The sequence below is a fragment of the Janthinobacterium sp. SUN073 genome, from assembly GCF_030397665.1.
Taxonomy (GTDB): Bacteria; Pseudomonadota; Gammaproteobacteria; order Burkholderiales; family Burkholderiaceae_D; genus Janthinobacterium.
The window spans coordinates 171160-185435 of sequence record NZ_JAPUBT010000010.1; the positions used below are offsets into that span (position 1 = coordinate 171160).

Consider the following 14276-nt stretch of genomic DNA (forward strand, 5'->3'; position numbering starts at 1 on the left):
CCTTGCAATTTAGGTTTATAGTCGTTCATCACTTATGGATGACTCGCATGTTCGCTCGCCACTTTTTTACCGCTTATTTTTACTTTAGCAATTCCAACCCAAAGGCGGTGGAGTAGCGGTCGGTTCACGTAGCAGCAAAAAACGAGATCCCAGCAAATTCTAAAAAACCGCCACTGATGGCGGTTTTTTTTTACCCAGATGTTTTACCCTTCCTTAAATTTTGGAGAAAATGATGCCCCGCACCGATGATTTGCGAATTCGCGAAATGAAGGAATTGACCCCGCCGTCCCACCTGATCCGCGAATTCGCCTGCTCGGAGCAAGCCGAACAGACCGCTGCCAGCGCCCGTATCGCCCTGCACCGCATCCTGCACGGCCAGGATGACCGCCTGATGGTGGTCATCGGGCCTTGCTCCATCCACGATACCAAGGCGGCGATGGAATATGCGCGCCTGCTGGTCAAGGAGCGCGCGCGTTTCGCCGGTGAACTGGAAATCGTCATGCGCGTCTACTTCGAGAAGCCGCGCACCACGGTGGGCTGGAAGGGCCTGATCAACGACCCGTACATGGACAACAGCTTCCGCATCAATGACGGCTTGCGCATGGCGCGCGAACTGTTGCGCGATATCAATGAGCTGGGCTTGCCGGCTGGCACGGAATTCCTCGACGTCATCAGCCCGCAATACATCGCCGACCTGATCAGCTGGGGCGCCATCGGCGCGCGCACCACGGAGTCGCAGGTGCACCGCGAGCTGGCCTCGGGACTGTCCTGTCCCGTCGGCTTCAAGAATGGCACGGACGGCAATGTGAAAATCGCCGTGGAAGCCATCAAGGCCGCCTCGCAGCCGCACCATTTCCTCTCCGTCACGAAGGGCGGCCACTCGGCCATCGTGTCGACCAACGGCAATGAGGATTGCCACATCATCTTGCGCGGTGGAAAAACCCCGAACTATGACGCGGCCAGCGTGGACGAGGCCTGCAAGGCGATCGCCGCGCAGGGCCTGGCAGCGCGCCTGATGATCGACGCCTCGCATGCGAACAGCTCGAAAAAACCGGAAAACCAGATCCCCGTGTGTGCCGACATCGCCAGCCAGGTGGCCGGCGGCGACAGCCGCATCGTCGGCGTGATGGTGGAATCGCACCTGGTGGCAGGGCGCCAGGATTTGATCCCGGGCAAGGAATTGATCTATGGCCAATCCGTCACGGATGGCTGCATCGACTGGAGCGCCAGCGTGGCCGTGCTGGAAAACCTGGCGCAAGCCGTGAAGCTGCGCCGCCTGCAGGGCGACAAGGAATGAAATGACGTGGCGTGTAGCATGAAAAAAAACCCCGGAAAGCTAAGCTTTCCGGGGTTTTTCAGTTTTTAGCCGGGAGCAGATGCAATCAGCTTAGAACTTGTACGTGGCGCGCACGTAGAAGGTACGGCCCAGCGGATCGGCGTAACGCGGATCGTAGCCGGACTGGAACGTCGTGTACTGGTTGGTGAACGGTGGATCTTCGTTCAGCAGGTTTTTCACGCCCACGGTCAGTTCCGTGTTCTTGAAGCCCGAATACATGCCCGACAGCGACCAGATCGAGTATGCCTTGACCTTTTGCTTGAATTCGTCGTCGACGTCGTTCATGTCGTGGTAGCCGCTCATGTACTTGTTCGACAAGGTGGCGTTCCACTGAGCCAGGTTCCAGTTCAGCGAAGCATTATGTCTCCAGCGGAACACCGGGCCATTTTCGCCATACACGCCCACGTTTTGCACGTATTCGCCGTTGCGCTCGTTCTGGTACTCATATTTCTGCACCCAGGTGCCGTCGAAGGCAAAGGTGACATTGCCATACTGGCTGCGTGGCAATCTCCAGTTCAAGCCCAGATCGACACCCGCAGTATGCATTTCGCCCAGGTTTTCCAGCGGGGACAGCACATAATCGAGCGCGTTGCCATTGGCCGAGTATACGAAGTTGTTCTGGTACTTATCGTATTTGTCGAACAGGGTTTGTTCAGCCACCCGGTCGATCTTGTCGCGCAGCTTGATCTGGAAGTAGTCGAGCGAGACGGTCAGCGATTTCGTTGGCTCGAGCACGATACCGGCGCTGAAGGTCTTCGATTTTTCCGGCTTGATTTCCGGATTGCCGCCCGAGCGGATGTATTGCTGCGTGCTGCAAGCCGAATTTTCATTCGCGCCAGGGATGGCTACGCCGCCTGGGCACAGACGTGGATCGCTGTACTTGCCGGCCGTAAAGGTCTTGCTCATCGGACCATGCAGGTCATACAGGGTTGGAGCGCGGAAGCCCGTGTTGTACGAGCTGCGGAACAGGATCTGGTTGGTCGGCTGCCAGCGTACACCGACTTTTGGATTGAAGCTGCCACCGACATCGTTGTAATGGTCGTAACGGGCTGCCAGCGACAGTTCGAGATTTTTCACGACAGGGATGCTCAGTTCCGTAAAGATGGCGGCAATATTACGGCTGCCCGACTGGTCCTTGGCTTCGGCATAGCCGGAGCTCGACGCTTGCGAAGCGAGCGCCGTGTTGATGTCGTATTCCGCCTTTTCATTGCGGAATTCGGTACCGACGGCAAAGCCGACGGCGCCCGCTGGCAGGTTGTAGATTTCACGGCTGATCTTGGCGTCGACCGCGGTGCTGGTCATCTTGGCGCTCAGGTACTCACCTTGCAACAAGGACTTTTTCAGGTAATCCAGGCCGGCGGCGCTTTGCTGGCCGAACGGATTGAGCACGCCACTGGCCACGCCGTCGATCATGCGCTGGTCGCCCAGGTAGCCGTTGACGAAGGCGCTGGTGGCTTTGCTCACGGAGTAGCTCAGACCGACGTTGTAGTCCCAGCCGGCAACGATGCCTTCGGACGCGGCAACCAGGCGGTCCGAGGTGCTGGTGTCGAAGCCGATGCGCTGGCCCATGTCCATCGGACGCCAGCTCAGGTCGAGGTTTTCACCTGCCAGGCCAGGAACGGCAGGTACACCGGCGCTGCCGCCCGGATAGTATGGCGAATTTTTGTCCATGATCAGGCCGATGCGCGTCAAGGTCGGCGGCGTGATGCGCGACTCATTGGTGCTGCGTGCGTGCAGGTATTCGAGGGTGGCCAGGTGATCCTGGTTGATCTTGAAGCTGGCCTTGCCCAGGAACGATTCCTGGTTGGTCTTCGGAATGTCCTGGATGTACGGCGCGGCGTCAAACGCGCAGGTCGGACGGCCACTCGGATTCGGACGCAGGTTTTCGCCCACGCAGCCACCGGCAAACGCCGGGTTGCCGGAGAATACTTGATCCGGATCTTTATTGATCGTGGTGAAGTTGGCGATCGGCGTCGTGCTGCTGAGGTTATTCACGCCCTTGTTCGGCACATAGCCGTTGGCCGAGAAAGCGCGGTCGCTGGCGTTCAGCGCCGACTGGCGGTGCACGTCAACGACGCCGAAGACGTTGAAGCCATCCTTGTTCAGATCGCCATAGCCGGCGGACAGGTTCAGGCGCGACTCGTCGCCGCCACCCGATTTTTGTGGCTCGTAGTGTTCCACGGTCACGGAACCGCCCTTGACCGAGCGCTTGGTGATGAAGTTGATGACGCCGCCGATGGCGTCGGTACCGTAGATGGCGGACGCGCCGTCGCGCAGCACTTCCACTCTTTCCAGGGCCGAGACGGGAATGATATTCAGGTCGACGGACGAGCCGTTGAACGGATGGCTGGCGATGCGCCGGCCATTCAGCAGCACCAGGGTCTTGTCGCCGCCGATGCCGCGCAGGTCGGCGACGGATTGGCCGCCCGTGCCTGCACCCACCGATTGGCTGCTGCCCTGGGTACTTTGATTCATGGAAATGGTGGACAGGACTTCCTGTGCCGTCGTCAAGCCTTGCTTGGCAAAGTCGCTGGCTTTGATCGACGTGATCGGCAACGCCGTTTCAGACGACAAGCGCTTGATGCTCGAACCGGTGACTTCCACGCGCTGCATGGTGCCATCTGTTGTTTCTTGCGCATACGCGGTGTGCATGCTCAGGGCCATGCCGCCTGCAAACATCAGGCGCAGCGACCGCGATATTACATTTTCTATCATTTCTGAAATTCCTTGTTATTGTGATAAAGGCGGCAATTATTTTGAAATAACTTGTTGCTTACCAACAATTTATTTGCCTTTTTGAAAATCCACCAATGAAAATTCTGTAAATTTTCTGGGCCCTCATCAAAGCATTCATGATTCAGATTGTCAATTTCGTGCGGACTTTTTGGATGAAATGCAACATATTCCTGTTTTTTTCATAATCCTTCAGTAATAAAATATCGTGAACCCTTGTCAGCCGTGCTCAGATGGGTAAAATAAAACGGCGCACATCATCGCTGACGGCGCCGCTTTTCTGTTGCTGGCACGCTGTTGCCAGCGCTGCCTGTTTTATCTATCGACCTGAAAATTTCCCTTAAAACGTATAGCTTCCGCGCAGGTAATACGCGCGCCCGATCGGATCCGTATAGCGCGGGTCATAGCCTTTCTGAAACAGGGTGCCCTGGTTCGAGAACGGTGGTTCCTTGTCGAACAGGTTCTTCACGCCTGCCGTCAGCAGCAAGCCTTTCCACACGTAGCTGCCCGACACGTTCAGCAGGCTGTAGGACGGCACATCGTGGCGGTATTGCGGGTCGACCTGGTTTTGGTCCGTGTAGCCGGACTTGAACGATTGCGACACGGTGGCGCCCCAGTTGCCCTTGCGCCAGTTCAGCGCGGCCGTGTGTTTCCAGCGGAACACGGGATTGTTGTCCGCATAGCGGCCCACGTTGGCGATGAAGGCGCCGTCGCGCTCGTTCTGGTAGTCATACTTGTGGGTCCAGGTGCCGTCCACCGACACGCTGAAATCGCCATAGGCCCCGCGTCCCAGGCGCGCATTCAGGCTGACGTCGATGCCGTCGGTTTTCACTTCACCGAGGTTGTCGTTCAGGTCGAGAATGGCGAAAGGCGAGCCGTCGGGATTGCGCAGGAACAAGGCCTTGTATTTCTCGTAGTTGCCATAGATGGATTGTTCTGGCAGCGAGGAAATCTTGTCTTTCAGGTGGATGTTCCAGTAGTCGATGGCAACCGTGACTTCCTTGACCGGTTCGAGCACCAGGCCGAAGGCGAAGGTGGTGGATTTTTCCGGTTTCAGCTTTTCATTGCCGCCTTGCAGCTTGAATTGCTGCAAATCGCAATCGCGCAGGGGATTGGCGCCCGGCTGCGGCACGCCGCCCGGGCACAGAATCGGGTCGTCGTAGGAATCGTTGGTATCGTTCTTCGACGGCGGCGCGTTCTTTTCAAACAAGGTCGGTGCGCGGAAGCCCGTGCTGGCCGAACCGCGCAGCACCAGCGCACTGCTGGCCTGGTAGCGCAGGGCCAGCTTGGGATTGGTGGTGCTGCCCACGTCGCTGTAATGGTCGAAGCGGGCCGCCAGTTGTACTTCCAGGTCCTTGATCAGCGGCAAGTTGACTTCGCCGAAGACGGCCTGGATGGTGCGCGAACCGCTTTTCGACAGCGAACCGGACAGGCCGGAACTGGTGGCCTGGCTGGCGATATCCCGGTTGACATTGAAGTCGGCTTTTTCACGCCGCAGTTCACCGCCGAGAGCGATGGCCAGCGGGCCGCCGGCCAGTTGCATCAGTTCGCGGCTGCCCTTGATGTCGAAGCCCGTGGTGGTGACCTTGGCATTTTGTACCTCGCCGCGCAGGGCGGTGCTGTCCAGGTAAGTCTTGCCGGCCGCATCCTGCATGCCAAACGGATTCAGGATGCCATTGAGCACGCCAGCGGCAAAACCTGCATCCTGCACGTAGCCGCCCGTGAATTTCTCGGACGACTTGCTGATCGCATGGCTCAGGCCCGTTTTGTAGTCCCAGCCAGCCAGCTCGCCTTCGAGGGCCAGCACCAGGCGGTCCGCCTTGCCGGTGGAATCGATCTGCCGCTGACCCGCTTCCACGGGGCGCCAGTTGACGCTCAGTGGCTGTCCCGACAGCCCCGGCTGGGCCGGCACGCCGCCCGCATTGCCCGGGTAGTATTTGCTGCTGATGGGCAGGATCAAGCCCGTTTGCGGCGGTGCCGCCGTGCGCGCCTTCACCTTGTTTTCTGAATGCAGATATTCCACGGTGGCCAGGTGGCCGCCGCCCAGCTTGAAGGCGCCCTTGCCGAAGAAGGCCACCTGCTCCTGTGCCGGCAGGTCGTCGATCTGCCGCGTGTAGTCCTGGCGGCAGGTGCCGTTGGCAGCCGCCACGGACAGGGGCGGGTTGCAGCCCGTGGCCGCATACGGATTGCCGGCCAGGCCCTTGCCGCCGTTGGCTGCGGCATCGAAGTAGTTGCCGGGGAAAGTGGTGCCGCTGGTGAGCGACAGGCCGCGCTCGGGAATGATGCCCGTTGCCGAGAAGGCGCGGTCTTGCGAAGTCAGCACATTTTGCTTGTGGTAATCGACCACACCGAAAATATTGTAGCCGTCCGTATCGAGCTTGCCGAAGCCCGTCGACAGGTTGATGCGGTGCTCGCCCGCGCCCTTGTGTTCGGGCGCGACGACCTCGGCGGTGATATTCGTGACGTTGACGGAGCGCTTGGTGATGAAGTTGATGACGCCGCCGATGGCGTCCGTGCCGTAGATGGCCGAGGCGCCGTCGCGCAGTACTTCGACGCGCTCCAGCGCGGCGATGGGAATGATGTTCAGGTCGACGCTGGCGCCGTCATACGGATGGTTGGCGATGCGCCGGCCATTGAGCAGCACCAGGGTCTTGTCGCCGCCCAGGCCGCGCAAGTCGGCGCTGGCCTGGCCGCCCGTGGGCAGGCCGCTGGTATTGCCGCCGACGGCATTGCCGCTACCCATGCTGGAGGAATTCGAGGGGATCTTGCTGAGCACTTCCTGGGCCGTCGTCAAGCCTTGTTTGGCGAAATCTTCGGCCTTGAAGATGGAGAGAGGGGTGGCTGTTTCCGAAACCAGCCGCTTGATGGACGAACCGGTGACTTCTACGCGCTGCATGCCGGCCGTTTCACCGGTTTCCTGGGCCAGTGCCGGCTGGCTGAGGATGCCGGCTGCGAGGCCGCCGGCGCAGATCAAACGGATGGAGCGGGACAGGCATATTTCTCTAATCATGTTCAAGACTCCTGATAAAGCGGTTGGCTAAAAGGGCAAGAACGGCCGCGCCGGTAAGCACGTCCGAGAATATTGAAAGGTGAAATGATTTATCTCTTTTCAATTGATTGAATGTAATGATTAACAAAACTCTTTGTCAACAGGGTGTTGTACTTTGTGTTTTTAAACAACGGCTTCCATTCAGTGATAATGATCTAAAACAAAGTGTCTTCGTTTGGTGATGTATTTTCCAGCCGAAACTGTTTTTTGCTGCGTAGCGTGCGCCCCGGCACCGAATGCTGTACTGCAGCGTAGATGTCCGGCCGGTCTTTTTCTTGCCGATGAAAATAGGGTGTGGTGCAATGCAGCAAAATCGGACGGGCAGCGGGTCAGGAGTGGCGGCCCCTGCATTTCTCTTTGTCGGCGAGGGGGAAACTGCGTTATCGTTACGCGTTTTTCAGGCAGTCGAGAAGGCTGCGAACAAGGCACAGATCTTGCGAGGATGGACTGGTTTTGGTGGTGGAATCCTGTATCCCAGGGGGAAGCCAGTACAAGCGCACCAATACGGTGCGACAGATAATCGAGATGAAGGGTATTACATGAAGTCACCATGGATGCGGCGCGTGGCGCTGCTCGCCTGCCTGGCCACCCTGCCGCTGGCGGCCGTTGCCGTTGACGCTGCCCCCGCGGCCGCGCCGGTAAAAACCTTGCGCTATATCCTGCCGGCCGCCGAGACGGGTTTTGATCCGGCCACCGCGCGCGACCTGTATTCGAACCACATCACGCAGGCCGTCTTCGACACCCTGTACACCTATGATTACCTGGCGCGCCCCGTCAAGGTGGTGCCCGGCGCGGCGGCGGCCATGCCGGAAGTGTCGGCCGATGGCAAGACCTACACCATCCGCCTGAAAAAAGGCATCCTGTTCACGCCCGACGCCGCGTTCGGCGGCAAGCGCCGCGAATTGACGATGGCCGACTATGTGTATTCGTGGAAGCGTTTGTTCGACCCGCGCCTGGCCTCGCCGCACAGCTGGCTGTTCGAAGGCAAGGTGGTGGGCCTGGACGATCTGGCCAAGGAAGCGGCCAAGTCGAACAAGTTTGACTACAGCAAGAAGGTGGCCGGCCTCGAGATCCTCGACCCGTACACCCTGCGCATCACGCTGACCAAGACGGATTTTAATTTCCCTATGATCCTCGCCTACGTGCCGACGGCCGCCGTGGCGCGCGAAGTGGTGGACAAGTATGGCGACGTGAAGGGCGAAGTGGGCTCGAATCCCGTCGGCACCGGCTACTACACGCTCGGTGAGTGGACGCGCGGCAACCGCATCGTCTTGAACCGCAACCCGCAGCACTTGCCCGAGACGTGGAATTTCATGGCCGGCGACGACCCGGACGACCAGCGCATCGTGCGCCAGATGCAGGGCAAGCGCATTCCCGCCATCGACCGCATCGAAATTTCCGTGATGATCGAAGACCAGTCGCGCTGGCTGTCTTTCCAGAGCGGCGGCACGGACGTGTTCTGGCTCGATGGCCCGCTGGCGCCGAAAGCGATGCTCAACGGCAAGCTGCGGCCCGAGCTGGCGGAGAAGGGCGTGCAACTGTCGCGCCTGCTGGACCCGGAAATCAGCTATTACTACTGGAATATGGAAGACCCGACTCTCGGTGGCTTCAGCAAGGAAAAGATCGCCCTGCGCCGCGCCATTGCCATGGCGCACAATATCGATGAGGAAATCCGCATCATCTGGAATGGCCAGGCCAAGCGCCTCGATTATCCGATTCCGCCCGGCGTGGTCGGCTACGATCCGCACTACAAATCCCTGCTGCAATACGATCCCGTGCTGGCGAATAAATTGCTGGATAAATTCGGCTACAAGAAGGGCGCCGACGGCTGGCGCACTTTGCCGGATGGCAAGCCGCTCTTGATCCGCTACGCTTCGCGCAACGAAGCCAATGGCGTGCTGCAGGCGGAAATGTGGCGCAAGACGTATAACTCGCTGGGCATCCGCATGGAAAACGACCGCATGATCTTTTCCGACATTTTGAAGACGGAAAAGCAGTGCAAGATGCAGACGCGCACGGCGCCGTGGCTGGCCGACTATCCGGACGGCGACAACTTCATGCAGCTGTTCTACGGCCCCAACACGCACCAGAACAACAACGGCTGCTACCAGGACCCGGAATACGACAAGTGGTATGCGGCCAGCCAGGCCATGCCGGCCAGCCCCGAGCGCGACGAGCTGTTCCACAAGATGGCGCGCCGCCTGGAAGTGAACGCGGGCGCCCTGATCGGCTATGCGCGCTACCGCAACATGCTGGCGCAAAAGTCGGTGCAAGGCTACAAGAAGCACCCGATCCTGTTTCAGGAGTGGGCCTTCATGGACATCGACAGCAATGGCGCACCAGTTCCGGCGCCAGCCGCCAAATAAGCGCAGCTTATAAAGACAAGGAATCATTATGTTTGCTTATATCCTGCGCCGCCTGTGGCAGATGCTGCCCACCATGCTGGGCGTCGTCCTGCTGGTGTTTATCCTTTTCAACTGGGTGGGCGGCGATCCCGCCTACATCCTGGCCGGCAAGATGTCGAGTGCGGAAAGCATCGCCAACATCCGCCGCCAGCTCGGTGTCGACCAGCCATACTATGTACAGCTGTGGATCTTCATCAAGCAGATCGTCACGTTTGATTTCGGCCAGAGCTGGGCGACTGGCGAGTCCGTGTCGCACATCATCACCTCGCGCCTGGGGCCGTCGATGATGGTGCTGATCCCGCTGACCGTGCTGGAAACGTTTTTTGGCGTGGCGCTGGCGCTGGCCATCGCCTTCGTGCGCGGTTCGCTGACGGACCGCGCCGTCATGATCGCCTGCACGGTGGGCATGTCGATTTCCATCCTCGTCTACATCATCGTCTTCCAGTACGGCTTCGCTTATAAACTGGGCCTGTTCCCCGTGCAGGGCTGGGGCGACAGCTTCTGGGAAAACCTGCTGCGCTATTCGACCTTGCCGATTCTGATCGGCCTGGCCGTCTCCATCGCGCCGACCCTGCGCCTGTTCCGCACCTTCGTGCTGGACGAGGCGAACCAGGATTACGTGCGCACGGCGCGCGCCAAGGGCTTGAAGGAAGGCCGCATCATGTGGGTCCACGTGCTGCGCAACGCCGGCATCCCCATCATCACCTATGTGATGTCGAACTTGCCGGCCCTGCTGATCGGCGCGTTCCTGCTGGAGCGCTTTTTCGGCATCCCCGGCATCGGGCGTGAAGTGATCCTGGCCGTCGAGCGCAGCGACTTTCCGGTGATCAAGGCGATCACCGTGTATGTCGCCGCCGCCACCATGCTCTTCAACCTGCTCACCGACCTGCTGTACCAGGCGGTCGATCCTCGCGTACAACTGAAGTAGAAAGAGACGATGTCGAAACCTCATACATCGCCCGGCCTGTGGGCCCTGGCGTGGCGCCGTTTGCGCGGCGACAAGATTGCAATGGTATCGCTGGCCGTGGTCGGCGCCTTTTTCCTGCTGGTACTGGCCTCCGCCAGCGGCCTGGTGGCGGCGAACTGGGAAGACGAAGTGGCCGTCAGCTATGCGCCGCCCACGTTTGTGGGCGCCGACAAGGATGTCGCCGCCGATGGCGCGATGCCCGTGACGGACGAGCGCAGCGCGCCCACACCCGTCAACGTGCTCGATCCGCTGGCCGACGATATCGCCGAACTGCGCGCCCAGATGGGCAGCAATCCATCGGCCGGCGTCGAGATGTACGGCGTCACCGACCCGCTGGCCGACGATTTGACGGCCTTGCGCGCCGGCATGGGCAAGGCCAAGAAATTGATCGCGCACAAGGCGGCAACGTTACCGTTCGGCGCCGACAAGTGGGGCCACGATATCGTGCAGAAAACCATCAAGGGCGGCGAAACGTCGATCGTCGTGGGCCTGGTGGCAGCCTTGCTGGCCGTGGTGCTGGGCACGCTCTTTGGTGCCGTGTCCGGCTACTTCGGCGGCATGGTCGACGACTTCTTCAACTGGTTCTACAGCATTTTTACGTCGATTCCATCGATCCTCATGATTCTCACTGTGGCGGCCGTGCTGCAGCAAAAGGGCGTGCTGACCATCGTGCTGATCCTCGGGTTGACGGGCTGGACGGGGCCGTACCGTTTGATCCGCGCCGAATACATCAAGCACAAGGCGCGCGAATACGTGATGGCGGCCGACGCCATCGGCGCCTCGCACTGGCGCAAGATGTTTTCGCACATCTTCCCCAACGTGAGCCACGTGGCGCTGGTGCAAATGTCGATTCTGGTGGTGGGCTTCATCAAGGCCGAAGTGATTTTGAGCTTCCTCGGCTTTGGCGTGCCGGTGGGCACCGTCTCGTGGGGCAGCATGCTCAACGAGGCACAAAATGAACTGATCCTGGGCAAATGGTGGCAGCTGACCGCCGCCGCCACGGCGATGGCCGTGTTGGTGACGGCGTTCTCGCTGTTTACCGATGCCTTGCGCGATGCGCTCGACCCCAAAGTGAAATAGGAGTTGCTCATGGACCAGAATAACCTGTTGGAAGTGCGCGACCTGCGCGTCACCTTCCGCCTGGACAAGAAGACCACGTTCGAAGCCGTCAAGGGCATCTCGTTCAACGTGCCGCGCAACAGCACCGTCGCCCTGGTGGGCGAATCGGGTAGCGGCAAGTCCGTCAGTTCACTGGCCGTGATGGGCTTGTTGCCGCCAGATAACACCATCATCGATCCTGCATCGAGCATCCATTTCGGCGGGCGCGACCTGCTGCAACTGTCGATCGCCGAGCGGCGTACCATGTGCGGCAAGGATATCTCGATGATCTTCCAGGAGCCGATGTCGTCGCTGAATCCCGTCTTCACGGTCGGCTTCCAGATCGCCGAAGTGTTGCGCCAGCACATGGGCATGAACCGCAAGCAGGCGCGCGCCCGTACCCTGGAATTGCTGGAGGAAGTGGGCATACCCGATCCAAACACCAAGATCGACGCCTACCCGAGCCAGATGTCGGGCGGCCAGCAGCAGCGCGTGATGATCGCCATGGCGATCGCCTGCGAACCGAAACTGTTGATCGCGGACGAGCCGACGACGGCGCTCGACGTGACGATCCAGAAGCAGATCATGGACCTGATCGCGGCGCTGCAAAAGAAACATCAGATGTCCGTGCTCTTCATTACCCACGACCTGGGCCTGGTGGGAGAGATCGCCGACCAGGTGATCGTCATGCGCCACGGCGAAGTGCGCGAGACGGGCGAAGTGCGGCAAGTGTTTGACACCCCCAAAGACCCGTACACCAAAGCATTACTACATTGTCGGCCCTCGCTGGATGAACGGCCATGGCGCCTGCCCGTGATCGCCGATTACATGGATGGTAAGCATGAGGCAATCAAGGCCGGCCCCGGTATCGACATGAAGCAGCGCACGCGCGGCTACACGCCGGGCGATGAACCGGTGCTGGTAGTCAATAATTTAAGTAAAAGTTTTTATACGCGTGTGGGCCTGTTCGGCAAGCGCGAATTCCAGGCCGTCAAGGATGTGTCGTTCACTCTACCGCGCGGCAAGACACTGGGCGTGGTGGGCGAGTCCGGTTCCGGCAAGACGACGGTGGGCCTGACTTTATTGCGCCTGCACCAGGCAACGAGTGGCACGGCCATGTTCCACGGCAAGGACCTCATTTCCATGCCGAACAGGGAGTATTTGCCGTATAAACGCCGCATCCAGATCATCTTCCAGAATCCATACGCCTCGCTGAACCCCCGCTTTACGGTGGGGCAGATCTTGCTCGAACCGATGCGCATCCACAAGATCGGCGCGAACGACCAGGAACGCATTGCCAAGGCCTACTGGCTGCTCGACAAGGTGGGACTGCCGGAGCAGGCATTCCACCGTTATCCGCACGAGTTTTCCGGCGGCCAGCGTCAGCGCATTGCGATTGCCCGCTGCCTGACCATGCAGCCGGAAATCCTGGTGTGCGACGAATCCGTGTCGGCGCTGGACGTGTCGGTACAGGCGCAGGTACTCAACCTGTTGCAGGATTTGCAGGATGAATTCGGCTTGTCCTACATCTTCATCTCGCACGATTTGTCGGTGGTGAAATACATCGCCGACCAGGTGATGGTGATGCACAAGGGGCAGGTGGTGGAGCTGGCCGATTCGGATGAGCTGTACCGCAATCCCGTGCATCCGTACACGCGCACCTTGTTGAGCGCTATCCCGAAGGGCGTGCAATTGTAGGGGGATTTTTACGGTAAGATAGCGGCCATGCCCAACCTCATTTACCTGCTCGAACATTACGGTGTCCTGATTGTCTTTGGCATCGTGCTGGTGGAGCAGCTCGGCTTGCCGATTCCCGCCTTTCCCATCCTCGTGGTGGCGGGGGCGCTGGCCGTCGATGGCGACATGAATGGGGCTCTGGTGCTGGCTGCCGCCTTGGGTGCCTGCCTGATCAGCGACTTCACGTGGTTCCGCGCGGGCCGCCATTTCGGCAAGCGCATCCTGCGGCTGCTGTGCCGCATCTCGCTGTCGCCCGATTACTGTGTCAGCCAGACGGAAGATAAATTCAAGCGCTGGGGGCCGAAAGCCCTGATCGTCTCCAAGTTCGTGCCGGGATTTAATACCGTGGCCGCGCCCATGTCGGGCGCGCTGGGTACGCCGCCGGGCCTGTTCTTCCTGTACGCGGGCCTGGGCGCCTTGCTGTGGAGCGGCACCGGCATCGTCGTCGGCGTGATTTTCCATGCCAGCGTGCAGCAGGTGCTCGACTTGCTCAGCACCATGGGCAGCACCGCCTTGCTGATGCTGGCCACCTTGCTGGGCTTGTTCCTGCTGTACAAATTCCTCGAGCGCCGGCGTTTCCGCCAGGCCTTGCAGATCGAGCGCATCGGCATCGATGAATTGCTCGAACTCATAGAGCAGGGCGAAGAGCCGCTGATGGTCGACGCGCGCAGTGCCACGGCGCAAGCGCTGGAACCGGCCGTGCCGGGCGCCTTGTTCTTCAATGGCAAGGAGCCCGTGCCCGCCATGATCGCCATGGACAAGGACCGCCACATCATCGTGTATTGCAGCTGTCCCAACGACGTGACGGCCGCGCAAGTGGCCAAGCTGTTGCACCAGCACGGCTTTCACCGGGCCAAGCCCCTGCATGGCGGCCTCGATGCGTGGAACGCCGCCTACCGCTCGGACCAGCCGGCGCCCGCCAGCCTGCTGGGCGAAGGCATGCCCTCCTGA

Annotated in this window: 8 protein-coding genes; 6 read left to right on the plus strand and 2 right to left on the minus strand. The window is 60.0% G+C overall.

What is annotated here, in order from left to right:
• Positions 1–232: 232 nt before the first annotated feature.
• Positions 233–1297 (plus strand): 3-deoxy-7-phosphoheptulonate synthase AroG, encoded by a 1065-nt coding sequence (gene aroG / locus O0882_RS23080; RefSeq protein WP_289951943.1) that lies wholly within the window; start codon positions 233–235, stop codon positions 1295–1297.
• Positions 1298–1387: 90 nt separating this feature from the next.
• On the opposite strand, the gene O0882_RS23085 is transcribed toward aroG, so the two are convergent.
• Both O0882_RS23085 and O0882_RS23090 read right to left on the minus strand, forming a co-directional pair.
• Positions 1388–4051: a TonB-dependent receptor gene (locus tag O0882_RS23085; protein WP_289951835.1), complete on the minus strand. Its 2664-nt coding sequence runs from the start codon at positions 4049–4051 to the stop codon at positions 1388–1390.
• 358 nt (positions 4052–4409) lie between these two features.
• Positions 4410–7079, minus strand: coding sequence for a TonB-dependent receptor (locus O0882_RS23090; protein WP_289951837.1), 2670 nt, complete (start codon positions 7077–7079; stop codon positions 4410–4412).
• 578 nt (positions 7080–7657) lie between these two features.
• Here O0882_RS23090 and O0882_RS23095 point away from each other — a divergent pair.
• The 5 genes from O0882_RS23095 to O0882_RS23115 are packed head-to-tail and all read left to right on the plus strand — an operon-like array spanning position 7658 to position 14276.
• Entirely contained in the window at positions 7658–9484 is a 1827-nt protein-coding gene (locus O0882_RS23095) for an ABC transporter substrate-binding protein (protein ID WP_289951839.1), read from the plus strand.
• Between the two features lie 28 nt (positions 9485–9512).
• The gene (locus tag O0882_RS23100; RefSeq protein WP_034782513.1) at positions 9513–10451 is read left to right on the plus strand and encodes an ABC transporter permease; all 939 of its coding nucleotides are present in this window, start codon (positions 9513–9515) and stop codon (positions 10449–10451) included.
• Between the two features lie 9 nt (positions 10452–10460).
• On the plus strand, positions 10461–11570 hold the full coding sequence (locus O0882_RS23105) for an ABC transporter permease (protein ID WP_289951842.1): 1110 nt from the start codon (positions 10461–10463) through the stop codon (positions 11568–11570).
• A gap of 9 nt (positions 11571–11579) precedes the next feature.
• On the plus strand, positions 11580–13286 hold the full coding sequence (locus O0882_RS23110) for an ABC transporter ATP-binding protein (RefSeq protein ID WP_289951844.1): 1707 nt from the start codon (positions 11580–11582) through the stop codon (positions 13284–13286).
• A 27-nt stretch (positions 13287–13313) separates the two neighbouring features.
• Positions 13314–14276, plus strand: coding sequence for a VTT domain-containing protein (locus O0882_RS23115; RefSeq protein WP_289951846.1), 963 nt, complete (start codon positions 13314–13316; stop codon positions 14274–14276).